A 25,043-nucleotide genomic window follows, 5' to 3' on the forward strand; every position below is an offset into this window, starting at 1 on the left:
CAATAAAATATCTTATTCCCAAAATGATGGCCGGGTGGTAGTCCCGCCCTGCACACGGCAGTCTGCACAAATTTCGGACGACCCCAAAACCAGCTCCCTGCCCTTTGCGTCCCTGAATGTATTAAGCAAAATGGCTTCCGACTTATAGGCGTCTGCCGGTTCTATCGTATCCGGTGCTATGCATCTTGGAGACGCCCCTAGCTGTTCCCTGATAAAAATCCGCTGCTTTTGTTCAACAGCCGCACTGAAATACCCAAAAACCAACTCCTTGTTGTTTGCCTTATTCTTTATATTACCCGTCACCTGTGAAGGCTGCGGATCAAACAAACTACCTGTTCCCTGCGTGGTTTTGGCCAGATCAGTCCAATACTCGAATGCTTCACGCGACAATGCATATTGCTTCACCAGAATGCTGTATCCGAAATACAGTTTGTTGGAGGCAATGTCGACGATATTCACGGGAAGATCCTGGATAATATCCGCATTCAGCTTGATGGTCGATCCTAGTTTAATATCCTTCGATTCCAATGTCCGCCAGCACAAATTCACATCTTCCTTCCTCGCGATCACTATCTTGTTTTCCCGATCTCTGTCTAGTCCCGAATAGTAAGCTGCCCGGTACTCGTACGTTTCTTCAAATTTCCAGCGGTAAAAGCGGGTTGAATTCGTCTGGTCATGTGCATTGACGTAAATGAGCATAGCATTACGGCGCGTGTCCACTTTGTATGTCAGGCTATCAATAGGCGGTGTTTTGCTCACGACCACATAATCTGACTGATATTCGCCTCCCCCTTTTCTTTTAATGTTCAGTCTGTATTTTACCTCTGTGTTGAATGATAGCTTCGGCAATTTATAAACGCCCATTGCAGTTTCCGTGAACTGGTATTTCTCTCCCTTTTCCGCTTCTGCCCAGATAGTAGCCCCTGTTTCGACAACCGGCTGTTTACCATCATTGGTGTTCTGAGTATGGCGGAGCATAATACTGCTAGAATCACCACCTACATTGAGGAAACCATCGACTACCAGATAGGTCTCCACATTGTTTACCTCCGGCGGAGAAAAGGGCTCAATACACCCATTAATCACCAAAATTGAAACAATCAATAAGAAATATAACCTACCTCTACCTTTCACTATTCTGATCTTTATTTGCTACCAAAACGACGGTCTGTTCGTTGTACCTCCTCCGGTCCGGCAATCTGCACAGGACGACGGGGAAACCAGTACCGAATCGGATCTCATTCCGTAATAATTTAAAAGCAGCTGGCTAGTTGTAGTAGCACAGTCCACGCCTCTTTCCGAGCATGCGATGGGCAAAGTGTCCGGCGCAATGCACCTGGGATAGGTCCCCAGGTTCGGCTCGATGATAATCCTTTTTGTTTCCTGAGTGGATGCACTGAAATAGCCAAATGCTAATTTTTTCGAATCCGCAGTATTAAATATATTTCCTGTCACTTGCGAAGGCTGGGGATCAAAAAGACTCCCGGTTCCCTGCGTTGTTTTGGACAAACTCGTCCAGTATTCAAATGCCTGTCTCGACAAACCATATTGCTTCACGAGAATGCTGTATTTAATGTAAAGCTTGTTCGTCGAAATAGGTACTATGTTAAGCGGCAGGTTTTTAATGACATCACTGGTCAGTTTAACGGTACTGCCCAGCAAAATGCTGCCTGATTTTTTATTCCCCCAGCAACGGTTAATGTCCTGCGTCCTGGTTACCACCTCATCATTAATCACTTCCAGATTAGTAGCATAGGCAGACCGGTACTCCCAGGTTTCTTCAAATTTCCAACGGTAAAACTGCGTCTTGCTCTGCGAATCATGCGTATTGACGTAAAAAACCATTGTATTCTGCACCGGATCCACCTTATAAGTCAGACTGTCGATCACCGGTGAAACATTCACCGTGACATATTCCGACAGGTACTCTTCACCATCTTGCGTTTTAATCCGGAGCCTGTACTTTCCTGCCCTGTTGTATTGTTTTGGCGGTAAAAAATACAAACCCTTACCTGACTCCATGAACTCGTCCTTCTCGCCTGTTTCCTGCTCAACAGTCAGCTTCGCTCCTATTTCAATGATCGGAGCTACATTCTGATTGATATTTTGGGTTCGCCTCAGCTCAATTTTACTGGTATCATTCCCGACATTTAAAAAGCCGTCAATGACCAGATAATTTTCGTCCGAATTGACCTCAGGAGGCGAAAAAGGCTCTATGCAACTGTACATTACAGCAAATAAAATGGCCAGCAATGTGCATACAATAAAGCTTTTGGTCCTCACTTTGGCATTTGATAGTGGTTATTTATCCCAATATATGGGTCTTACAAGAGTGCCCCCTTGTGTCCTGCAATCTGTGCAACTCGACGGTGCTCCCAATATATATTCCGATCGCATTCCCCCGTACGAAATGAGTAATGCTGATGTTTCCAATGCACATTGTCTCATGCTCAGCGGATTACAAACAATATCAAAAGTATCGGGCTCCGCACATCTCGCGTAGTTCCCCAACCCCGGTTTAATAGTCAGTCGTTTTGTTTCTTCTGTTGATGCACTGAAATAACCGAATACCAGATCCTTAGCGTTCTTTGTATTCTGGATATTACCTGTCACCTGCGACGGCTGCGGGTCGAAGAGGCTTCCGGTTCCCTGCGTGGTTTTGGCCAGGGTGGTCCAGTACTCAAATGCCTGACGGGACAATCCGTACTGCCTCACCAGCACGCTGTATTTAATGAAAAGCTTATTAGTCGACACCGGAACGCGGAACAATGGAAGGTCTTTGATGACATCAGCGGATAACTTCACTGTACTGCCCAGCAAAATGCTGCCCGACTGCATACTTCCCCAGCATTGATTGATATCCTTAGTCCGTATCTGAATCTGCTTATTAACCACTTCCAGATAAGAAAAATAGGCGGTCCGGTACTCCCAGGTTTCTTCAAATTTCCAGCGATAGAACTGCGTCTTACTCTGTGAATCATGCGCATTGACATAAAAAATCATCGCATCCTGTCCTTTATCATATTTATTGGTAACGCTGTCAATCGCCGGGGTCACGCTTACGGCAACATACTCGGACAAATACTCTTTTCCATCCTTCGTTTTCACTCTCAGCCGGTATTTGTCTGCGGTATTATGTTGCTTGGGCGGTGCAAGGTAAATTCCGGGGCGGGACTCGTTGAACAAAACCATTTCCCCGGACTCGGCTTCCACAGAGACTGTCGCCCCAGATTCGATGATCGGCTGGGTTTTATCATTTACATTCTGCGTTCTTCTCAGGTCAATCCTGCTGGTATCACTTCCTACATTGAAAAATCCATCGACCACCAGGTGTTTTTCAACCGAATTCACTTCCGGCGGGGAAAATGGTTCAATGCAACTGTACCCAAAAAACAGCAGGGCGAAAAAAAGAAAACTTATAACGGAATATTTCATAACAAACTTAGAACCTGAAATTATAGGTAATCGTAGGAATTGGTTGACCGAAAATCGAAAGCTGATAGCCATTCACCTTGCCAGCAACCGTCTGGAAATACACCGAAGTAGGGTTTTTCCTGCCTAATACATTATATACAGCCAATGTCCAGGAACTGTGTGCCAGTTTTTTGATCCGGTGATTACCTTCAATGTTCATGGCAAGGTCCATCCGGTAATAATCCGGGATCCTGAATTGGTTCCTGTCGGCATAATATACCCGCTGAGCGCCATCGATGATGTACTTCCCGATGGGCGGTGTGTACGGTCGGCCTGTGCTGTATGTCAGATTCAATGATAAACTGAACCGGTGCGAGAACCGGTAGTTCGAGATCATGGTAAAGTCGTGCGGCTTGTCATAATTGCTCGGGTAAAAATTGCCATTGTTTGGCGCATCAGGCGAATCCCTGTCAACCGCCCTCAGCAATGTGCGGGCGTAAGTATAGCCGATCCAGCCATTCAGCTTACCGGTCATTTTCTTGATCATGAATTCGATACCGTAGGCTTTGGCTTTGGTGTTGAGCACAGCCGCTTCAATGTTATGGTTCATGATCAGGGAATCTCCTCCTTTGTAATCAAGGAAGTTCTGAATGTTCTTATAGTAACCTTCCAGCGAAACCTCTACTTTATTTCCACGGAAGTTGCGGTATAAGCCCAGTGATATTTGATCTCCGATTTGTGGCTTAATGTAAGGATCGCTCAGCTTCCAGATGTCCGTCGGCGAAACCGTCATGGTGTTGGTCAGCAAGTGAATGTACTGACGCAATGTGTTATAACTTACTTTCAGCGAAAGATTATCAAACACGCTGTAACGAATGGACGCGCGGTACTCCGGTCCGCCGTAATTTTTGATTTTCTTGCCAGCCTCGTATTTTTGAACGCCTTCCTGATAAATGTATTCGATCGGGAAGCCGGGAAGATACTTGTTCACGTTTTTGGGACCCAGATATTGGAAAAACGAATAACGGATACCCGCTGAGATCGATAACCGGGGGCTTACCTCCCATTTATCTTCCAGGTACAATGCACTTTCCGTAGCCTGCTCCGCTTCCAGCTCGTCCGGGATAATCAGAGACTCAGCACCTTTGGGCTGGAAAGAACCCGGATGCAGCTTGTAGTAAATCGTACTCAACCCGAATTCCAATGTATGCTTTGGATTCAATGCATAGCTGAGGTCAGCTTTGAAATTCGACTGATTAATATTGAATTTCAAGTCAAAAGAGTTCAGAGGCAGGCCTGCCGCGCCCATCGCATACTGGTACTTGCTATGTGACGCCGTGACCACTCCGTATAATCTTGAATTAAAAGTGTGTTTCCATTTCAACGAGGCTAGCTGGTTCTGATAGGTGTATAATGTGTCACCATACAGTTGGAAACGGTCGTCGCTCGTATAGCCCGTCAGGAAAAGACTGTTCTTTTCGTTGATTTCGTGGCTGACATGCAGGTTGATATCGTAAAATGAAGCTGAGCTTTTGTTATAATTTTCATTATCCAATGCCTTGATCACCCAGTTGGAATAAGTAGAGCGGCCGCCTAGCAAAAACGAAGTTTTATCTTTAATCAAAGGCCCTTCCAATGTGAGTCGCCCTGTAACCAATCCTATACCGCCCGACGCAACGAATTTCTTCTTGTTACCGTCCCGGCTGTTAATGTCCAGAACAGACGATAGCCTACCGCCGAATTTGGCCGGAATGGTACTTTTATACAATTCCACATCTTTCAACACATCGGGATTGAATGCTGAGAAAAACCCGAAAAGGTGGGATGGATTGTAAATAACAGCATCATTATATTGGATCAGGTTCTGGTCCGTGGAACCTCCGCGGACATTCAAACCGGTACTGTTTTCACCAACTGACTTGATACCCGGCAATGTAAGCACGGTACGCAGCAAATCCGTTTCCCCAAAAACGGTCGGGACTTGTTTCAGGTTTTTAATGGTCAGTTTGACTGTTCCCATCTGAGTACCTACCACGTTCTTATCCATTCCTGCTTTTACTGACACTTCTTTCAATGCGATTACACTCTCACGCATTTCAATGTCAAGCTTGCCGTCCGAGTAAAGCACAACCTGCCGCTGCGTCTCGCGCATACCCGTACTTTTGATCCTGATCAGCTGCTTTCCGCGTGGAATGGTGAGTGCAAATAATCCCAGTGCATCGGTAGTAACCCCGATAGAAGGTGAATTAATGAATACCGCTGCGCCTATTACGGGCTCACCGGTCACTGCATTGCGGACGTATCCGGTAATCGTCGAATTACCGGGCGTTATCCGGTGTTTTTTTACACCAATGTCATGGATCTTGCTTTCCGCCGTTGACAGTAATTTTTCCTTCAAGTCACTTTCGGGACCAGCATAGGCAATGGTGTCGTTCTCTCCTCCGCGGTCGGGGTCAAAAAGCCCGGGTGTCAGCTGGGTGATGATCCTTTGTCCGTGAGTAATGTAAATTCTTTTTTGAGCATCAATCGCATACTCGAACTCCGACCCTTTAAAAACCTGATCGAGCACCTCCCGAATGGAAAGATCTTTTGCATCAAGATCAAGTGTCAGGCTGTCGAAACGGCTTTTTTCGTAGTAAAAATAGTAGCCCGTCTGGGATTCGACCTGTTTTACAAAGTCATCAAACCTTGCAGAATCCAGGCGGATCGTGATTTTCTTTTCAGGCGTATTTTGGGCGTAAGACGCCCCCGAAAGGAAAATGGAGCAGGTGAAAATAATTAAAGGTAAAAGTATCTTCATTGTTTGGCTAGTTCATCATATTTCCTGACCATCTGCGCAATGGCCACTTCACGGTTATTTCTGAATTTGATCTTCTGGTCTCTTAAAACTTTCCGCAGTTCCTTTTTATGGTCAGCAAATAAATTGAAAACTGATTTTTTGGAGTGCACTGAGTTATAGCGGCCATTTTTCCGGATATAGAAAAAGTTCTTCTGAGGATACAGCGCGATCACCATCTTATCCACGATCTTTTCCTGCCGCTGCTTCACCCTCCGAACAATAGTGCGTGAGGCGCCATTGTATAAAATATCGTAGAAACCGGTCTTCATTTGATCATTAATGTCCTTGCCAGCTTCCAAACGTTCGAAATTATGATTGTCAAGCATGAAGAAATTCACCTTTTCGGACTGTAGTAGAATGTGATCACCATTGAAATGTTTGATCACCAGCTCATCATGAAACAGGTCGTAAACCATGGGAATGCTGTCGAACTGCTGATTATCGTACAGTACAACTCCATTGTGCCATTTCCTCTGGTTCAAAAACTGATGTTCTTCCCCCCTGGCGTCGTACACGTAGTATTGCCGGCCATTGTAAAGATTCTGGGACTGAGCTGTCGCTGCTTTATACAGCGACACGGGGTATGCAGCCGTTTCTTTTGCCGAGGCGTTGATTTCCGCAGTTTGGGCAAAGGAATTGACGGTAAGACAGGTAATACAAAAAAGAAAAGAAGTAAAAATGTGCATTCAGGCTAAGTTTTTTGATTCAATACGACAAAAACTTACTTATTTGTTGCAAAATGGATTAGTATTTAAAGATGTGGACATAAGTTACATACTTCATTTCAAATATATTTATTTTATTTAGGATTAACTTTGAATTTCCATCCGTCCACACATTTCTATTACCACAAATTTCTTTTATGAAAATTTTAATTACAGGGGGAGCCGGTTTCGTGGGTTCTGCATTGGCCATATCATTAAAAATTAATTATCCCGACTACCAGGTTTATGCGCTGGATAACCTGAAACGCCGTGGCTCCGAGCTGAATCTGAGCAGGCTAAAAAAACACGGTGTCGAATTCGTGCATGGGGACATCAGAAACAAAGAGGATTTCGATGCCTTTCCGGCAGTCGACACAGTCATTGAAGCTTCGGCCGAGCCATCGGTTCTCGCCGGACTGGACGGTACCCCCGACTATCTGATCAATACCAACCTGGTAGGGACTGTCAACTGCCTTAATTATGCATTGAAACACAAAGCCGCCTTCATATTTCTTTCCACAAGCCGGGTGTACCCGATCAAGACGATTGAGACGCTTAATTTTGTGGAAGAAGAAACGCGCTTCGCATTGTCAGACGATCAGCCGGTTCCCGGTGTATCCGCCAAAGGTATAGCCGAAGATTTCCCATTGAATGGCGCGCGCTCTCTTTATGGAACCACCAAGCTGGCTTCCGAGCTGATCATTCAGGAATACAATGAGTTTTACAATCTAAAAACAGTCATTAACCGTTGCGGCGTGATCACTGGCCCGTGGCAAATGGGCAAGGTGGATCAGGGTGTGATGGTGCTCTGGATCGCTAAGCATTACTTTGAGCAACAGCTGGGCTATTTTGGCTACGGCGGAACCGGCAAGCAAATCCGTGACATGCTGCATGTAGCCGACCTTTACCGCCTGATCGACTGGCAACTTCATAACCTGGATAAGGTAAATGGTGAAATTCTGAATGCAGGAGGTGGTTTGCAAAGCAGCGCTTCTTTGCAGGAACTGACCAAGATATGCCAGGAGGTAACCGGCAAAACCATTCCTATCAAAGTGGTGCCCGAAAACCGTACCGCCGACATTCGCCTTTACGTGACCGACAATACCAAAGTAACTGCATTGACTGGCTGGAAACCTGAAATTGGAATTCGTCAGATCGTGGAAGAGATCACTGCCTGGCTTGCAGAAAACGAAAAGGACCTTGCTCCGATTTTAATGTAATCAGAAAGAAAAAAACAAAATAAAAAGCTGCCGCCAGAGACAAAGTTCAAGGCAGCAGCTTTTTTTGTTGCAAAAAATCCCATCCACTCATTCAATAATTCACTCATTCACTCATTCAATAATTCAAAATTGAATCATGAAAATCATAGAATGTCCACGGGATGCCTGGCAAGGATTTTACCCATTTATTCCAACTGAACAAAAAGCCGCCTACCTGACGCAACTGCTGAAAGTAGGTTTTAATACCATTGATTTTGGCAGCTTTGTATCGCCAAAAGCCATGCCGCAAGTGAGTGACACTGCTTTGCTACTAGATCAGCTGGATTTGTCCAATGCCAAAACCAAGCTTCTGGCCATTGTCGCCAATGAACGTGGAGCGGAACAAGCCTGTGCATTCAAGCAGATCAACGATCTGGGCTACCCATTTTCCATTTCTGAAACTTTCCAGCTTCGTAATACCAATGCTACCATTGATGAATCGATGGACAGGGTGAAGCGCATCGCTGAGCTTTGTGAGCAACACAAGAAGGAATTGGTTATTTACATTTCGATGGGTTTTGGAAACCCTTATGGCGACGTCTGGAATGCGGACATTGTTTTAAGTCGCGTAGAGATGCTCTCACAATACGGCATCCGCACATTCTCACTGGCAGATACCGTCGGGCTGGCGAAGGAGGAAGATATCAGCTCCATTTTCTCCGAAATCATTCCAATGCATCCTGATCTAGAATTCGGTGCACACTTTCATACTGTTCCTGAAAACTGGAACATCAAAGTAGCTGCGGCATACGGCGCTGGCTGCCGAAGATTTGATGGAGCTTTACTCGGTTATGGCGGATGCCCGATGGCACAAGACGATTTGGTCGGCAATATGCCTACCGAGCGACTTGTTGAATTTGCATTGGGGAATGGCGAAGATTTCAATCTTAAACTAAACGAACTGCAAACTGCGCAGGCGATGTTCCGGCAGCTGGTTCATTGATAACCCAAGGCTGAAGCCTTGGCACGACAGATGCGCGCAACACATGATATAACCACCCTAGCCCAAGGCTTCAGCCTTGGGACGACAGATGAAGGAGGATGCGAGGCTTTAGCCAAAGATCGTGTAGCATCTACCGATATATCCTCGTGGCTAAAGCCGGTCTCTCGTCCATTGTATACCCAGGGCTGAGGCCCTGGGCTAAAATGTGGCGGCACCACGGCGTTATTTTCAGCTAAATTTTCTCTTCACGATCGCGAGCAATGCGGTCACCGCTTCCCCATTCACGTCCCAGGCATATTTGGAGGCGTAGCGATGCCAGATCAGGTTTTCAGCTTCCTGATAACTTTTTACAGTATCGAGCTCATAAATAGCCTTCTCAAAATGATCGCTGTTTTTACTGAAAAGCTGGTTAACAAACATAAACCTTTGTCCAAGCGGAATAGATGCAGCAATACTTTCCATTTTTACAGGAACACTTCCATATGATTTGTCCTCAGTAGGTGTTGGCAGTTCCACTTTGTAACGGTTATTGAGCGAATCTCTTTCAGAGGCGTGGGTTTTGGCCACAATTTCACTGATTAATGCGGACGCTGGCTCAACTCGTGGTACGTTGGATTTTGGGGCTACCGGTTCCAGTTCGGTAAATGCAGAGTCAAAGAAGGATTTCGATTCGTGTTTGCTGCTGGTTTGAGTAACCTTGCTTTCCACGATTTTCAGTTCATTCAGATTGACAGGGAAAATATCTGAGAATTGCACCAGAAACTGATCAGTATCATCAATAAGGTCCGGATTGTCCTTCAATTCGTACAACCAGCTCACTGCCTGGGTCTGATACACAGCGTCGGAACCGCTATCAGTTAGTCTACCTAGCATGGCTTCTGCCAGACCGCGGTGAATGTGGGTATATTTGACAAGCTGCTCCGCCTTTTCGTGTGTAAATTCCGAATCTGGCGTAGCTCTTATCCTTTCCTCAAAATAACTGGCCGGGGCGAGCAAAAGTTTGAGTGCCTCTTTCACTGAACCCGAAAGCAGTGGTTCCAGATCAGCGCGTTTGACGGCAATGTGCTGGGACGCAGTATTCATGAAGTCTTCCAATGCATTTTTTACTTCTTCATTGGAAAAATCAAAATAAGGGCTTCTGAATGCAGCCGCATTGTTTTTCCATTCTTCAAACAAGCGGTTTAAGATTCCTAAATTTACTTGTCTTACGGGTGTCAGTTTAAGTAATCCCGCTCCGGTAATTACATCCTGCGCCCTGTACACATCATTTAGAACTGTTGTAGTGAATCGGGCTGCGTATTGTTGGAGTGCATTTGAATTCAAATTATCCGGCATAACGAATATGAGCTTTTGATAACGATCGTGTTTGAGAAAAATATGTTTGATTTGTAAATATAAAAAAATTTGACCGTTCATTCGGTCACTCTGACATCAAACATGTTTGTAGAACCATCACATAGAAAAGAAAATCAGAACCCGAGGACCGGCTGGATCGAAGTTATCTGCGGCTCCATGTTTTCCGGAAAAACCGAAGAATTGATCCGCAGGCTCAACCGCGCCAAAATCGCCCGTCAACGTATACAAATTTTTAAACCTGCTTTGGATAAACGATATCATGATGAGAACATTGTTTCTCATAATGATAATTCGATCCGCTCCATCCCGGTACTATTGTCCACTGAAATCACCGCTCTGGCCGAAAATAGCGAAGTGGTAGGTCTGGACGAGGCGCAGTTTTTCGATGAAAGCATTGTGTCTGTTTGTGATGATCTTGCCAATTCCGGAAAGCGGGTTATTGTTGCCGGCCTGGATATGGATTATATGGGCAAACCGTTTGGTAGTATGCCTCAGCTGATGGCGATTGCCGAGTTTGTGACCAAGGTTCATGCGATATGTATGGTTTGCGGGGAGGTTGCGTCTCATTCGTATCGCCTTTCGCCTTCCAATGAACGGGTACTACTCGGAGAAACGGATCTGTACGAAGCCCGTTGCCGCCGCTGCTTCAACCTCGGGGATAAGGCTTAGTCGTCAACACCTATGAAAATCAAGAGGCTACTGACTTTCTCCCTTGCCCTAAACATTCTTTTGATCGGTGCAGGGATTATTTTCTCATACGTTTACCGTGATAAAATTTTGCAAAGATTCGTTTCACTGAAAGGTAACCCAACCATTGTCATGTACGGCAACTCCATCACTGCGCAAGGTAAATGGGTGGAGTTGCTGGGACGGACCGACGTGGTGAATAATGCGCTTCCTGGCATGTCAACTTATCATTTTCTTCAATTAGTCCAGACACACGTCATTGATCTTCATCCCAAAATCTGTTTTGTGAAAGGGGGAACCAATGATATTACAGTAGGCGTGTCGCAGGAAAAACTGCAAGCTAATTACCGGGCGATTCTCGAAAAGTTGCTCCAAAACCACATTGTTCCGGTTGTTACCCTTACATTATATGAGCAAAATGACCCTGTTAGTAAAAAAGAAGTTGACGAGTTAAATCATTTCCTGGTTCAGTTCTGCAAAGAGCACCACATTACTTACATTGATCTCAATGCTTTTGTTTCTGATTCAACCGGTTTAAAAGCTGAATATGCGGTTGACAAAACACATTTAAATGAAATGGCTTACAGAATCTGGGCGAGGGAGATTGCAGCCGTACTAAAACAGAAAGGGATATAAAATAAGAGGCTGCCTCGCGAGAAGCAGCCTCTTTGATATAAATTATTCCGTGTTAAGCGCTAACCTGGTTCATCACCTCAGTTTGCTTACGGATAGATTCCATGTGAACGAGTTTGAAAAGCTCATCAACCAGATTTGCGTACAGGTTCATGCTCTTGCCCCAGCCTGCGCGTGTTTCCAATACTTCACGGAAACGATCAACCTGGTATGCTGCCACGTTGTTATCGCGTTTGTATTCGGCCAGTTTTTCAACCAATGACATACGAGCTGCCAATGTTTCCAGCAATTCGCGATCCAAATGATCGATTTTGCCACGGATCACTTCCAGTTGGGATTGGTAGTCACTGCCGTATGATTCTTTGCGAACATGCAGGTCGTGCAACATTTGACCTAATGCCGCAGGTGTCAATTGCTGAGAAGCATCTGACCATGCTTTATCCGGGTCACGGTGCGATTCGATGATCAAACCGTCGTAGTTCAAATCCAATGCACGTTGCGCCAGCTCATACAGGTAAGCACGTTTTCCAGCCATGTGGCTTGGGTCACCGATTACAGGAAGCTGAGGGAACAATGTTTTTAATTCGATAGCAATGTCCCACATTGGAGAATTACGGAATTTTGTTTCCTGAGCATTAGAGAAACCTCGGTGAATAGCACCCAATTTCTTAACGCCAGCCTGGTTCAGACGCTCAAGAGCGCCAATCCAAAGCTGCAGGTCAGGGTTAACCGGGTTTTTAACCAAAACCGGTACGTCAATTCCTTTCAAAGCGTCCGCAAGTTCCTGTACGTTGAATGGATTAACGGTTGTACGTGCTCCTATCCAAAGTATATCAACTCCATATTTCAATGCTAATTCAATGTGCTGAGGATTAGCTACCTCAACAGCAACAGGCATTCCGGTTTGTTTCTTTACTTCCTGTAACCAGGGTAAAGCAGCTTCTCCCATACCTTCAAAACTTCCTGGACGAGTCCTCGGTTTCCAAATTCCCGCACGGATAACGTGCGCAAATCCTTCTTCTTTGATCTGGGTTGCGGTTTCTAACATTTGTTCCTCGGTCTCTGCGCTGCAAGGCCCGGCGATTACCAAAGGCTTTCCTTCGGTATTGATCCAACTGCTTAAAGGAAGGATATCTAAAGAAGCATTCATATTCAAAAACTTGTCCTTAATAAAAAATAGATAACTGTAATATTTTGATCCGGTATTATGCGTATTTCTGGGATTGACGTACATTTGATGCCATAAAAGTCAATCAACTTCTTAATGCGTACTAGCTTCCTCTTGTGATATTCAATAAAAATGTCAAAAACTCACTCAGGAAAAACGTGCAATAAAAATGGCATATCCCTCACCAAAAGACCAAATACCTGTATTTTTTGAAGATACTTCCGTTGCTTTTGCTTCTAAATCTGATGCTAAACTGCGCAAGACCTACTGGTTATTCAGCCTCATGAATCAGGCTCGAGTGGTAAATTTAGGCACTTTTTTTATAAAGCTTGCACTAAAATTGAACTTACCTATAAAAAATCTCATTCGCCTCACCATTTTTGAACAATTCTGTGGAGGTGAGACAATTAACGACTGCAATGCAACTATTACACTGCTCGGTCAATCGGGCATTGGCACCATACTCGATTACTCCGTAGAAGGCGAAGACAAAGAAAGCAGCTTTGAAGCAACAGCAGCCGAAATCCTGAAAACAATCGACAAAGCAGCAAGCTCTAAGACTATTCCTTTTTCTGTATTTAAAGTTACGGGTGTCGCTTCTGCCGATCTTTTGGAAAAAATCCAGCGAAAAGACCCGCTTTCCGAAGACGATAAGGCCTCTTATGACCGTGTAAAGGAACGTGTCGAACGCCTATGCAGTCATGCCCACGACAAAAGCGTAAGGATTTTCGTGGATGCCGAGGAAAGCTGGATACAGGGAATTATTGATGAGCTCACATACGATATGATGCAAAAATTCAATAAGGAGAAGGCGATCGTTTACAATACTTATCAGTTGTACCGCCACGAGACGCTGGAAGCACTCAAAACAGCCTACCTGACTGCCCGCCAAAAGGGTTATTTCCTGGGTGGAAAACTGGTACGGGGCGCCTACATGGAAAAGGAGCGGCTGCGGGCGCGTGAAAATGAATACTTCAATCCAATTCATGTTTCAAAAGACGCCACTGATACGGACTACAACCTGGCAGTGGATTTCTGTCTTGAACATGTCGAATACATTTCGATTTGCCTTGGTACGCACAACGAGTACAGCTCTCAGTACTGTGCGGCCAAGATGAAAAAGTTGTGTATCGGTCAGAATGATGACCGGATCTGGTTCGCTCAGCTTCTCGGTATGAGCGATAACATTTCATTCAACTTGGCGAAAGCCGGTTACAATGTTGCCAAATACGTACCCTACGGCCCTATTAATGCTGTTCTGCCTTACCTCATCCGCAGAGCGGAAGAAAACACCTCTATTGCCGGTCAAAGTAGCCGGGAGTTTTTGTTAGTCAAAAGTGAATTGAAGAGAAGAGGAATCGGTTCTTTATAAGTAAGTTATTACTTTCGCATTCTCAAAATTGTCAATTGTTTTTAAAAAGGAATGAACCAATCCAAAAATCCAACACCTTATTTACTTTTCAGTTTACTGCTCATAGGTATTGATCAGGTCTCCAAACTTTTGGTCTATAAATACATGGAACCTGGTTTTTCAGGCCAGATAGGGCTCATTGGAAATTGGTTCAAGCTCCATTATGTACTTAATCCCGGTATGGCTTTTGGTATGCAGCTTGGGCACGAGTATGGCAAGCTATTCCTGACATTGTTCCGGTTGGTTGCTATGGTAGCCATCGGCGGCTACATGATACATCTCGCACGTGCAGGAGCTTCCAAAGGTTTGCTATGGGCATTGGCCATGATACTTGCCGGTGCGGTAGGTAATGTGATAGACAGTACATTCTACGGCGTGTTATTGCACAATGCACCTTACGGATCGCCTACGCCTTGGTTTCACGGTCAGGTTATTGATATGATCTTTGTTGATTTCTGGGAAGGTTTTATTCCGGAATGGGTTCCGGTATGGGGTGGTCAGTATTACTCTACACCTATTTTCAACATTGCTGATTCTTGTATTTTCATAGGCGTATGCAGCATTCTGGTGTTTCAGGGAAGCTTTCATTCGGCTACGCATCCGGAAGTCGAAACAACAGATACTACCGAGTCTTCGCTAACTCACGCGGAACTGCCACTGAACGAATTCAGCGCTGAACCACATCGCGATACCGAAATATCGACACTTCCAGCTGCAGAAGAATTGGAAGACGATGAAAATAAAAAAGAGAGCTAAAATTAGCTCTCTTCCCCAATCTCTATGATCTTAATTTCTAGTTTTCGTCTTTTGTTAGAGGCACGAAATCTTTGAATGCTTTTTTCAGGGCATTGTCGGTTGCCTCCTTTTTACTCTCCCAGTTCGCGTCCAATTCCAATGCTACCAGACCACTCAGGTTCATAAGCGACTTAAACTCATCTAATTTTCTGATAAATTCAGGTTGTCTTCTGGCAGATTTCTGACCGTATTCTCTTGCGAAAACATCTCCTTTGTTCTGCAACTCATTCTTTTTCTGCATCACGTAGTTGAACCGGTCCAGCAAGCCATTAACGGATTTTCCAATGACCTCAGTCGCTTCCAATGTTCCCACAGTCGCTACGGTTGTTCCACCTATGGTAGTAATGTAGCCACGGGTCTGCTGATCTTTTGTCGCAATCACCGGCGCGAGTCCCGTTGTGGCACCTAGCGACGCGTTAAGCAAAGACCTGCTCCGTTTGCCCTTTTTAGCACGCGAGTATGCCCTTTTCAATTGCCCTTCCCGCTCTGTCATTTGCTCCAAAAGACCCCAGGCATTAACCAACGCACCGCGGTAAAGATTAAAAACGTAGTTGTCACGAAGACTTTCATCCACCGTATTTTTGATGACAAACTTAACCGTCTTCTCTTTCTTATTTTGGGCTTTGTCCAGCACATAAAATGTGATGTTGAAAGCCAGCGTATCAAAAGGATCCTTTACAAACTCAAACCCTGGCTCCCAGATAAATTCATAGCTGGTAGGTGTATTTTTAATCAAAGCTTCGGCGGGTACCCTCTTGTTTTCAGAGATAAAATTAAATGTCGAGATATCGTCCTCGCCATTGGGGTCCGACAATGTAAATCTTAGGTTAATGCGGTTGTTTTCCGGGCTCCTCACCACTGAGTTCTGTGGAATAATAGTAAAGTCCGGCGCGAGATCCATTTGGGTCACATCTAATTTAAGACGTCCTTTTGTTCTAGACTTGGCAGGCTGGTCTTCTACATAAAACTCCATATACCGGGTTCCTTTTTTAAGAATGGTAAACTGGTTTATCGAAGGTTCCCATGTAATCTCACCAGCAGCAGTCAGTTTCATGCCTTCCGGCATTTCATCTAATATTGGCACAAACACGATCGGGTCTCCATCCTGATCACGAACTGAGCCCATGTCAATTTTATAGACGTTCTGTGTTTTATACTGCACATAAAATGGTTGAAGCTCATCAACCTGCGGCGGGCGGTTGACGTGATTAACCTTAAAAACAATTTCACGTGAGGCACTTTCTCCGGAAGCGGTCTGGGCTTCGAATATCACTGGAAATGATTTGGTAGTGTTGATCCTATCGGCGACATCGTAGCCCGGAGTCCATATGAAGTGGCCAGAAGAGTCAAATTTCATCTCTTTGATCCATCCGCTGGAAATGCTATATCGTATCGAATCACTTTTTCCGCCTTTGACCTGAACATGAAAGTTGATCTCCTTTCCTTCCTGTAAAATATTCCATTCAGGCTCAACCGGAAATACGATTTGTAAGGGGCCGGACGAGGTACTTTTCATATTATCCTGTCCCTGAGCCGCGGAAAAGAAAAAAACGGTTGTCAGAAGTATCAGTATTTTATGAATATGTCTTTTAATCATAATATCGAAAATATAATTAATTCTATTGTTGAAAGGGCACTTAGATTTTAACGCAAAACTAACAAATCCTGTATAGAATGCCCCGTGAATAGTTATAAAAATGGATTTCACAGATTGCCTTCGATCGCATGAAGCAGCGTTTGCATTTTTTAAATATTGCCCTTCTTCAACAGATTATAATAAAAGCAAGTAGGCCGGATGTGATAGCCCGGCCAGCCAAAAGCAAAAACCGGAGAACAGCCATTTAAAAGACTGCTCTCCGGTTTTTTAAGTTCAATAACTACTTATTATTTTTTCTTAGGCGTTGTCGCCGGAGCGGTTGCAGGGGAAGTGGCTGCTGGCTTAGGTGTTCCAGCCGCAGGGGTAGTAGCTGCTGGCTTCGTTGCCGTCCCAGCCGCTGGTGCTGCTTCTATTTTGTCAGGATCTACTCCTAGTTTTCTAAGGATCAGATTGGTTGCATTGTTTTCCTCAGAAGCTGCAAACAAGATAATTGGAGTTGTTCCAGCACCCGCATCCATGTTCAGAATGAAAAGGAAACCTGCTTCTTTACCCACTTCCTGAATTGCATTGTTCACTTTGGTCAGGATTGGTTCCAGCAGTTGTTGCTGCTTGGTTTGCAAAGAAGTCTGTGCATTGTTACGCATTTCTTCAATACGCGTCTGCAGGTTTTGCAATTCTTTTTCTTTATCTGCACGGATCACATCAGTCATGTTAGCTCCGTTTTTCTGATAAGCTTCATACTTTTCCTGTGCTTCTTTGTAAGTTTCTCCCAACGCTTTATCCAACTGGGCCTTCGTTACTTCAAGCTGATTCTGCATTACTTTGCTCTCAGGTAATTTGCCGATTACATAATCGACGTTGGTATAACCTATCTTGGTAAGTCCGCTTGCAGGGGTTGTTTGAGCTAACAGAGGGGTGGTGATAATGGTCATCAGGACCAAAAAAGCCATCAATTTTTGTTTCATTGCTTTGTTACTTATTTAAGTTTACTAGTTGTACTTTTTTGTTTTGGTGAGTTCTGTGCCGGTACCTGAGCAGGTTGCTCTACTTTACCGGATTTATCGTTTGGAGCAGCCTTGAGCGCTTTTGTATCAATTCCCAGTTCTTCCATGACATAATCTGAATAGTCATGCTTAGGATTGGTATAAAGCATCCCGATGTCACTTGATTTATCAAACATAAAATCGAGCCGACGCTGACTGCATACTTTTGTAACGGCCCTTTGTACTTTTTCCATTACGGGCTTCATCAGCTCTTTCTTCTTCTGAAAAAGAAGCCCTTCCATGCCGAATATCTTACTATTGTACTCCCCGGCTTCCAGCTCTTTCTCCTTAATCTCGGTCTGCCGTTTTCTTTTCAAATCGTCGGTCAGCAAGATCTCTTCAGCCATGTATGCGCGCTGCATGCGATCAATCTCGGAGAATTTATCCGAAATCTCTTTGGCCCACTTTTCAGAGAACTTCTTCATCTCTGTTTGCGCCAGTTGGTATTCGGGCATTTTACTCGTAATAAATTCCATATCGGTGTACCCAATCTTCTGGGCCCATACCGCTGATCTACATAGAATTGACAAAACTAGTAAAATAAAAATCTTCTTCATGCCAAGGCGCTAATAATTTGCAAACTTCTTAACGAAACACCTGTTGAGAATATTATCTTATTTGCTGCCCGATCGTAAAATGGAACTGAGGGCCGCTTCGCTTAGGTTCGCCCTGGATTTTATCAAATCCATACCCCCAGTCGATACCCAAAAGTCCGAACGCTGGCATAAATATCCTGGCTCCTACCCCCGCTGATCTTTTCAAATCAAAAGGATTAAACTCTTTGTAAGTACCCCAGTTATTACCGCCCTCAGCAAATCCCAGGATGAAGATCGTAGCCTGTGGATTCAATGAAACCGGATAACGAAGCTCCATTACATACTTATTGTAAACAATTCCGCCACCTGATGCCGGATAACCATTCTGTGCCAATGGCCCTACTTTCTGGTCCTGGTAACCACGCAAACCGATGATGTCCTGATCAGCCAGCGAGAATGATCCCTGACCGGCCAGACCTGATCCACCCACGATGAAACGACCAAACGGGCTGTATCCTACTTTATCCCCGTATGCTCCCAGGTAACCCATGTGCGTACGTGCACTTAATACAAGCTTACCTGTGATGGTTGCATAATAACTCGCATCGAACATCCATTTGTGGTATTCAACCCAGCGGTATGTATCGGTTTTATCCGTGAATGCTTTCTTTCTGAATAAAGAATACGGAGGAGTGAATGTGCCGCTCAAAGAGATATTGCTACCGCTTCTAGGGAATTGGAAATCACTTAATGTATTTCTTGAAATGGTTGTATTAAAAGAAATGTTGTTGGAACTACCTGTGCTATAGCCGATACGGAAAATGTCAAGACTGTCCAGACGATATCTCTGATATGACAATGAGTGCGTCATCACCAAGTTACGATCCGGCTCCTTCAAACGACGGCCGAGTGAGAATGTAATACCATTGTTATAGTACCCACCCCGATAACTGATATTCCGAGAACCACCTGCACCCAAGCCGTAGATTGAGCTGTAATCTGTCATTCTATAAACGGTTCTTTGAAGAGAAACACCGAAGTTGATCGGTTTCTTCCCTCCAAGCCATGGCTCACTGAAAGACAGGGAGTAAGTCTGGTACTGCTTTCCGTTTGCCTGGAAACGAAGCGACAATTTCTGTCCGTCTCCCGAAGGCAATGGACGCCACGTTTCACGGTTAGGAATGTTTTTCAATGAGAAGTTATTGAATACCAAACCTAATGTTCCTACAAAACCAATGTATCCACCCCAACCACCTGACAATTCAATCTGATCGGAAGGTTTTTCTTCCACGTTATATTCGATATCCACCGTTCCGTCCGACTGGTTAGGTATCGGAGTGATCTGGATTTTTTCAGGGTCAAAGTATCCCATTTGCGATAACTGACGCTGGGTATTGATGATCTCGGTTTTGCTGAATTTTTGCCCTGGCAACGTAAATAGTTCGCGAAGAACTACACGGTCACTTGTTTTGGTATTTCCATTCAGAAGGATACGGTTAATCGTAGCCTGCTTGCCTTCGAACATTCTCAATTCAACGTCAATAGAATCTCCGTCCACTGCTTTTTCAGTAGGTTCAATACGGAAGTACAGGTAACCGTCGTCCATGTAAATGGAGCTAACATCGGCGCCCGGGATACCATTGATTTTTTTATCCAGCTCTTCAGGATTGTACACATCGCCTTTCTTTACACCCAAACGATCGCTCAGGAACTGCGAATTGTACAGGTAGTTCCCCGACCAGGAGATATTACGATAATAGTACTTCGTTCCTTCATCGATCTTCATGTCGATACTGATCGTTTCGTTACCATTTTTGATGGTATCAAACGTGATCGTAGCGTCACGGTAACCGTTTTTGCGGTAGTAAGTGATGAGCTTTTCTTTATCCTCGTCGTATTTTTTAGGAATGTATTTCGAAGGGTTAAAAAGTCTGCCAATCCTTTTTTGCTTGGTACCTTTCATCTTGCGTTTCAGTGTTTTGTCACTGACGGCCGTATTTCCTTCAATGTTGATCTGCTCAATCTTGACCTTCTTATTTTTGGTAATGGTGAAGTTCAAAGTAGCCTGGCCGCGCGTGGAATCGGGGATTTGCAACACCTTCACTTTGGTGTTGTAAAAACCTTTGTCCATATAATATTTCTTGATGATCAGCTGAGTGTTTTTAATGATCGTCGGTGTGATTACGCGTCCCTTGATCAGCTTCACTTTATCGTTCAACGTCTCCCGTTCTCCTTTACGGATCCCTGAGAATGACACTTTGTAAAGTCTTGGTCTTTCCTTGATATGAATGTTTAACCAAACCTTGTCGTCCTGAATTTTGGTTGCCAAAATCTCCACATCATCCAGCGTACCGAAGTCCATCATGCGCTTAATAGATGATGTGACGGCCGGGCCCGGTATCCTGATCTTGTCTCCTGGCTTTAAACCTGAAATGGAAATCATCGAGTTCGGATCCAGAAACTGCGTTCCTGAAACAGTTACTTCGGAAATGGTATATTCTTTTGGATTGGCTGGATCAATACCCATATTGGCAGCAGGAGCGGCCGGTTTGCTGGTGGCACCCAGCCCAATGCGTTGCGCTGTTGCTGATAAGCAACAGCATATTAGCATGAATGCCAGAATACCTTTCAGATGTGCTAATGATTTATTCAAATTTTTCACAAGGTTCATATTATTCTACTTAGCACTATTCGCTTTTATTTGTTCACCCGTTTTACCGAAACGCCTCTCTCTGTTTTGAAAAGACAAAATCGCCTCGTGAAGATGCTCCCGACGGAAATCAGGCCAGAAAAGATCTTCATAAAAATACAATTCGGCATAAGCCAGTTGCCATAAAAGAAAATTGCTGATCCTATGATCTCCGCCCGTCCTCAACATCAGGTCAACTTCGGGACGATCCTTTGTTGAAAGATGGCTGGAAAGCAGGTCTTCACTAATATCCTCGGGCATTAAAACTCCTTGCCTTACATCTTCCGCTATCTTTTTTGCAGCCTGCGTAATGTCCCATTTCCCGCTGTATCCCAACGCCAGAATGAGGTTCAGGCCTGTATTATCCCTTGTCGCATCTATCGCCTCTGCAAGTTGGTTCCGACAGCTCTTCGGCAAACTTTCCGTATTGCCGATCGTGTCCAGCCGCACATTGTTTTTGAGCATTGTTGGCAATTCATTCCGGATTGACTGTACGAGCAACTCCATCAGTGCCCTCACTTCGAACTCGGGACGAGCCCAGTTTTCAGTAGAAAATGCATAGAGCGTTAAGTATGAAACTCCTAAATCCGCACACCCCTCAGTTACTTCCCTCACGGCTTTAATCGCATTACGATGGCCGAATACACGTGCTGCTCCCTGGTTTTGGGCCCATCTTCCGTTACCGTCCATGATAACGGCTATGTGCTTTGGCAGATTGCCCGTATCAATGAGCTCCTTCATTATTCCTGATCCCTTTAACCTTTTTTAACTAAACAAATGAACAATAAATAAGGATCTTATCAATTCGCGCTGAATTTTTTAGCCTCCTTGGTTTTTAGGAATCACTTTGCTCATCAACAGATACGCTTTATCAGGTTATTGTGTGTCGAAAGTTTGAAAATTTCGATTATTAAATTTTCCTGAATAACCGCGAACATTCTGATGAACAGCAGATTAGCCCTTCAAAATTGTATTGGGATTTTAAATAGGGGCGCAATTTAGGAATAAGTATGCCCTGTTCAAAATCAATATTCCCGTGCGGATGAGAAGGTAACCCAATTAATTATCAAGAAGATGGCGGATCACATCCGTGTATGTGCTCCCGCTTGTAACTTGTGAAGCCTTGCGGTCGCGCATCAATACGACATACTTTCCATTGAAATGTTTCTGGATTTCTTTGATGTGGTGGGAGTTAACAATTCCTGCCCGGCTAATGCGGAGGTAATGTCGGGGAAGCTTTTCTTCCAGAGAGGTTAATGTGTAGTTCAGCAGATATTTTTGTCCATCCAGCGTATTCAGGAAAACATACTTTTCCTCTGCTTCAAAATGCGTTATTTCTGTCAGCGGAATGAGCAAAATACGGTCTCCGGATTTGACCGACAATGAAAATATCTCCTTTTTAGGCTTCATTTCTTCGAGCAGCCTCAGCAGGTTGTCGGAATAGGGATTACTTCCGGAAACATTGGAACCCGCGCTGGTCATGTTCCGGATTTTATCGATGGTTTTGATCAGACGATCGTTCTCGACTGGTTTTAAAAGATAATCCACTGAATTCTCTTCAAAAGCCCGGATCGCATATTGATCATAAGCAGTTGAAAAAACAACCAGGGGCATTTTTGTCAATTTGGAGAGCATCTCGAAACCATTCAACAGTGGCATTTCAATGTCGAGAAAAATAATATCCGGGTGATGCTTATCGATCTCAACCAATCCTTCCGCTCCGTTCCGGGCTTCGGAAACAATTGAAAAAACGTCCTGGTGCTTGTCCAATAGCCTTCTCAAACGGCTTAAAGCCAATGGTTCGTCGTCTATCAGTATTGTTTTAAGAGGAAACTGCATGATTCGCTTGCTGATGTTGTTCGATAGCTGATTTTTGAATGGCAATGTTGACAGATTTTGTCGGTTTATTATGAAGTTCCAGCCTCGCGTTTTCTCCGTAAAGTAGTTTCAGCTTATCCTGAATGCTGCGAATTCCGTAGCCCGCACCCATGGAATCGGGAAATGCAGGGCCGCTGTCATGCACACACAGATGGAGCCATTTGTCTTCTTCATAAATACTGACCACAATGTTACCCTGTTCTGCCATTTTAGAAATGCCGTGCTTGATCGCGTTCTCCACAATGGGCTGGAGGATAAATTTAGGAACCTGTAAATCCCTTAATGCTTCGTCCTTTACCTCCACAGTAAACCTCAAACGGTCCCCAAATCTCACTTTTTCTACCTGCAAGTAAGTTGCTACCATTTCCAGTTCATTTTCAATGGTGTCAAAATAGTCATCGGTTTTGCGACCTGTTGTGTATCTGAAAAGCTTAGAAAGCAGCAGGGTCATTTCCTCCGCTTTGTCCGGATCTTCGTGCACAAGGCTGGCAATGCTATTTAAGGAATTGTAAAGAAAATGTGGGTTGATACGGGCCTGCAATGCATCCAGCTCGGCGCGGGTTTTCAGTTTTTCAAGATTAAGCAGTTGGTATTCCTGATCTGATATTTTTCTTGAAATCTGCTTTCCCTCCCTGCTGAGATAGTAAAAAACATTGGCAACAATAATAGGCCCCCACATGTACCAGTACCAGGGAGCTGACTGAGCCGTTTCGGTGGGATACATTTGCTTGTATTTCAATACGGTCTCTATTCCAAGAACATAATAAATGGCAATGCTAAGTAAAGTATTGGCGACAAAAATGACTATCGTCAAAATCAAATGTTTAATCGTCGTCCTCTTCACAATCATATCCAGCAGGACCGTGAGCCCCTGCGTGAGCAGAATGGTAAAGACACCGGCAATGATGTTCTGGAAAACCAAGTACTGATACAACTTGATCCTGACAGGTTCGTCGGTATAAACAATCTCGGCAGTGAAGTACGAAATCGCATTGATCCCGTACAATATCACCGCGCCCAAAATAATCGCAACCGTAGTACCGAGCCAGCCCTGATTTTTAATGAGGCCGATCAAACTGAAATCCTGCCAGTTGAACGGCTTTTCCTGAGATGTAAAACTGAAATTCGCCCCCTCCACCTTCGCCCCGGACAAATCAACATTGGACAGGCTGCTGAAACTCAGATCTGCATTCCTGAGATCTGAATTCCTGAATGTGGTGCGGTCGAGTGCTGAAAAACGCAGCTTGGCATTCCGGAGATTGGCGCCATCGAAATTGATGTCTTTCAAACTCGAAAAGCTGAAATCTGCGTTTTCCAGATCCATATTACTAAAATCCCTCCCGTCCAGCGACGAAGCCGTCATACGCAATGGCTTCTTTTCTTTATCCTCCATTTGCTTCTATATGGCGAGTTAATCAATTGCTTTGAGACAGCATCCATTCCGTTTCCATCTTGCCCCAGGCCGGATGGATCGAACTTTCAGGCTTGAATGCTGTGAATTTCTGTGTCGCTTTTTCTAACAATGGCTTGGCCGCTTTTTTGCCTCCGCCGTACTCTTCCGGTGTAAAAAATAAACTTGATCCCTCCAGATAGTAGATCCGCGGATTTTCCGCATTGATCGACTTCGCTGATTCCAGGTACTCGGTAAACTTGGCCCCGTCAGCTTCCCAGCGATTCATCGGGTCCGCTGCCAGGTGGATTTGCGAACGATAGGCATTCAATACCTGTAATTCGTCATTGGGTTTTCCCACTAACGCCTCTGCCTCTTTCAATAAGACATTGGCTTTGTCCAGATACTGATCTTTTTCACTAATACTGGTCCCTACAAAACCCAGGATCACATTGCTGTATGCCGCGTAATACTTCGGCAGCCATTCTTTTGGCTCAGCCGCCGCTATTCTTTCGAAACGATTGGCTATGTCCTGCAAAACTTTGGCGTCAGGTTTGGCGCGGTCGATACCATTCAATGCTTGGATCCCGTCGGTCATGGCCTGGGTATACTTTTCATTCTGTGCCCACACCATGCAGGCGGAAAAGATAATGGCAAAAGCAGTGGTCAATAGATTTTTCATTTGGTATTCTGATTTAAGT

Annotated in this window: 21 protein-coding genes; 6 read left to right on the plus strand and 15 right to left on the minus strand. The window is 44.6% G+C overall.

What is annotated here, in order from left to right; all coding sequences use genetic code 11:
* Positions 1–12 precede the first annotated feature (12 nt).
* From ABIO93_RS15675 to ABIO93_RS15695, 5 genes are all read right to left on the minus strand, one after another.
* Positions 13–1,134: a DUF4249 domain-containing protein gene (locus tag ABIO93_RS15675; protein ID WP_348069273.1), complete on the minus strand. Its 1,122-nt coding sequence runs from the start codon at positions 1,132–1,134 to the stop codon at positions 13–15.
* An 18-nt stretch (positions 1,135–1,152) separates the two neighbouring features.
* Positions 1,153–2,229 carry a DUF4249 domain-containing protein gene (locus ABIO93_RS15680; RefSeq protein ID WP_348069275.1) on the minus strand — a complete coding sequence of 359 codons (1,077 nt, stop codon included), beginning with the start codon at positions 2,227–2,229 and terminating at the stop codon, positions 1,153–1,155.
* A 72-nt stretch (positions 2,230–2,301) separates the two neighbouring features.
* Positions 2,302–3,435: a DUF4249 domain-containing protein gene (locus tag ABIO93_RS15685; protein WP_348069277.1), complete on the minus strand. Its 1,134-nt coding sequence runs from the start codon at positions 3,433–3,435 to the stop codon at positions 2,302–2,304.
* A 7-nt stretch (positions 3,436–3,442) separates the two neighbouring features.
* A complete protein-coding gene (locus ABIO93_RS15690) occupies positions 3,443–6,214 on the minus strand; it encodes a TonB-dependent receptor (protein WP_348069279.1) in 2,772 nt (923 codons plus the stop codon).
* Entirely contained in the window at positions 6,211–6,939 is a 729-nt protein-coding gene (locus ABIO93_RS15695) for a hypothetical protein (protein WP_348069281.1), read from the minus strand. The genes ABIO93_RS15690 and ABIO93_RS15695 overlap by 4 nt, the downstream gene beginning before the upstream one ends.
* 176 nt (positions 6,940–7,115) lie before the next feature.
* On the opposite strand from ABIO93_RS15695, the gene ABIO93_RS15700 reads away from it, so the two are divergent.
* Both ABIO93_RS15700 and ABIO93_RS15705 read left to right on the plus strand, forming a co-directional pair.
* On the plus strand, positions 7,116–8,177 hold the full coding sequence (locus tag ABIO93_RS15700) for an NAD-dependent epimerase/dehydratase family protein (RefSeq protein ID WP_348069283.1): 1,062 nt from the start codon (positions 7,116–7,118) through the stop codon (positions 8,175–8,177).
* 136 nt (positions 8,178–8,313) lie between these two features.
* Complete coding sequence (locus tag ABIO93_RS15705; protein ID WP_348069285.1) at positions 8,314–9,159, plus strand: hydroxymethylglutaryl-CoA lyase; 846 nt, start codon at positions 8,314–8,316, stop codon at positions 9,157–9,159.
* A gap of 228 nt (positions 9,160–9,387) precedes the next feature.
* Here the strand turns inward: ABIO93_RS15705 and ABIO93_RS15710 are convergent, their stop codons facing one another.
* Complete coding sequence (locus tag ABIO93_RS15710) at positions 9,388–10,494, minus strand: hypothetical protein (RefSeq protein WP_348069287.1); 1,107 nt, start codon at positions 10,492–10,494, stop codon at positions 9,388–9,390.
* A 102-nt stretch (positions 10,495–10,596) separates the two neighbouring features.
* On the opposite strand from ABIO93_RS15710, the gene ABIO93_RS15715 reads away from it, so the two are divergent.
* Both ABIO93_RS15715 and ABIO93_RS15720 read left to right on the plus strand, forming a co-directional pair.
* A complete protein-coding gene (locus ABIO93_RS15715; protein ID WP_348069289.1) occupies positions 10,597–11,184 on the plus strand; it encodes a thymidine kinase in 588 nt (195 codons plus the stop codon).
* 12 nt (positions 11,185–11,196) lie between these two features.
* Positions 11,197–11,838 (plus strand): GDSL-type esterase/lipase family protein, encoded by a 642-nt coding sequence (locus ABIO93_RS15720; RefSeq protein WP_348069290.1) that lies wholly within the window; start codon positions 11,197–11,199, stop codon positions 11,836–11,838.
* Positions 11,839–11,890: 52 nt separating this feature from the next.
* Here the strand turns inward: ABIO93_RS15720 and ABIO93_RS15725 are convergent, their stop codons facing one another.
* Positions 11,891–12,985, minus strand: a complete 1,095-nt coding sequence (locus ABIO93_RS15725; RefSeq protein ID WP_348069292.1) for a chorismate mutase — start codon at positions 12,983–12,985, stop codon at positions 11,891–11,893.
* Positions 12,986–13,172: 187 nt separating this feature from the next.
* On the opposite strand from ABIO93_RS15725, the gene ABIO93_RS15730 reads away from it, so the two are divergent.
* Both ABIO93_RS15730 and ABIO93_RS15735 read left to right on the plus strand, forming a co-directional pair.
* On the plus strand, positions 13,173–14,375 hold the full coding sequence (locus ABIO93_RS15730; RefSeq protein ID WP_348069294.1) for a proline dehydrogenase family protein: 1,203 nt from the start codon (positions 13,173–13,175) through the stop codon (positions 14,373–14,375).
* Positions 14,376–14,426: 51 nt separating this feature from the next.
* Positions 14,427–15,170: a lipoprotein signal peptidase gene (locus ABIO93_RS15735; protein ID WP_348069296.1), complete on the plus strand. Its 744-nt coding sequence runs from the start codon at positions 14,427–14,429 to the stop codon at positions 15,168–15,170.
* A gap of 37 nt (positions 15,171–15,207) precedes the next feature.
* Here ABIO93_RS15735 and ABIO93_RS15740 read toward each other — a convergent pair whose 3' ends face one another.
* The 8 genes from ABIO93_RS15740 to ABIO93_RS15775 all read right to left on the minus strand — a co-directional run bounded on the left by ABIO93_RS15740 (position 15,208) and on the right by ABIO93_RS15775 (position 25,024).
* Positions 15,208–16,806, minus strand: a complete 1,599-nt coding sequence (locus tag ABIO93_RS15740; protein WP_348069298.1) for a hypothetical protein — start codon at positions 16,804–16,806, stop codon at positions 15,208–15,210.
* A 287-nt stretch (positions 16,807–17,093) separates the two neighbouring features.
* A complete protein-coding gene (locus ABIO93_RS15745) occupies positions 17,094–17,771 on the minus strand; it encodes an OmpH family outer membrane protein (protein WP_348069300.1) in 678 nt (225 codons plus the stop codon).
* Positions 17,772–17,782: 11 nt separating this feature from the next.
* Entirely contained in the window at positions 17,783–18,406 is a 624-nt protein-coding gene (locus ABIO93_RS15750) for an OmpH family outer membrane protein (protein ID WP_348069302.1), read from the minus strand.
* A 52-nt stretch (positions 18,407–18,458) separates the two neighbouring features.
* On the minus strand, positions 18,459–21,056 hold the full coding sequence (gene bamA / locus ABIO93_RS15755; RefSeq protein WP_348069304.1) for an outer membrane protein assembly factor BamA: 2,598 nt from the start codon (positions 21,054–21,056) through the stop codon (positions 18,459–18,461).
* 6 nt (positions 21,057–21,062) lie between these two features.
* Positions 21,063–21,815, minus strand: coding sequence for an isoprenyl transferase (locus ABIO93_RS15760; protein WP_348069306.1), 753 nt, complete (start codon positions 21,813–21,815; stop codon positions 21,063–21,065).
* A gap of 318 nt (positions 21,816–22,133) precedes the next feature.
* Positions 22,134–22,913 carry a response regulator gene (locus tag ABIO93_RS15765; protein ID WP_348069308.1) on the minus strand — a complete coding sequence of 260 codons (780 nt, stop codon included), beginning with the start codon at positions 22,911–22,913 and terminating at the stop codon, positions 22,134–22,136.
* Positions 22,897–24,345, minus strand: coding sequence for a histidine kinase (locus ABIO93_RS15770; protein ID WP_348069310.1), 1,449 nt, complete (start codon positions 24,343–24,345; stop codon positions 22,897–22,899). Before ABIO93_RS15770 ends, ABIO93_RS15765 begins: the two co-directional genes overlap by 17 nt.
* 22 nt (positions 24,346–24,367) lie before the next feature.
* The gene (locus tag ABIO93_RS15775; RefSeq protein WP_348069312.1) at positions 24,368–25,024 is read right to left on the minus strand and encodes a hypothetical protein; all 657 of its coding nucleotides are present in this window, start codon (positions 25,022–25,024) and stop codon (positions 24,368–24,370) included.
* Positions 25,025–25,043 lie beyond the last annotated feature (19 nt).

This window comes from Dyadobacter sp. (assembly GCF_039919315.1).
Taxonomy (GTDB): Bacteria; Bacteroidota; Bacteroidia; order Cytophagales; family Spirosomataceae; genus Dyadobacter.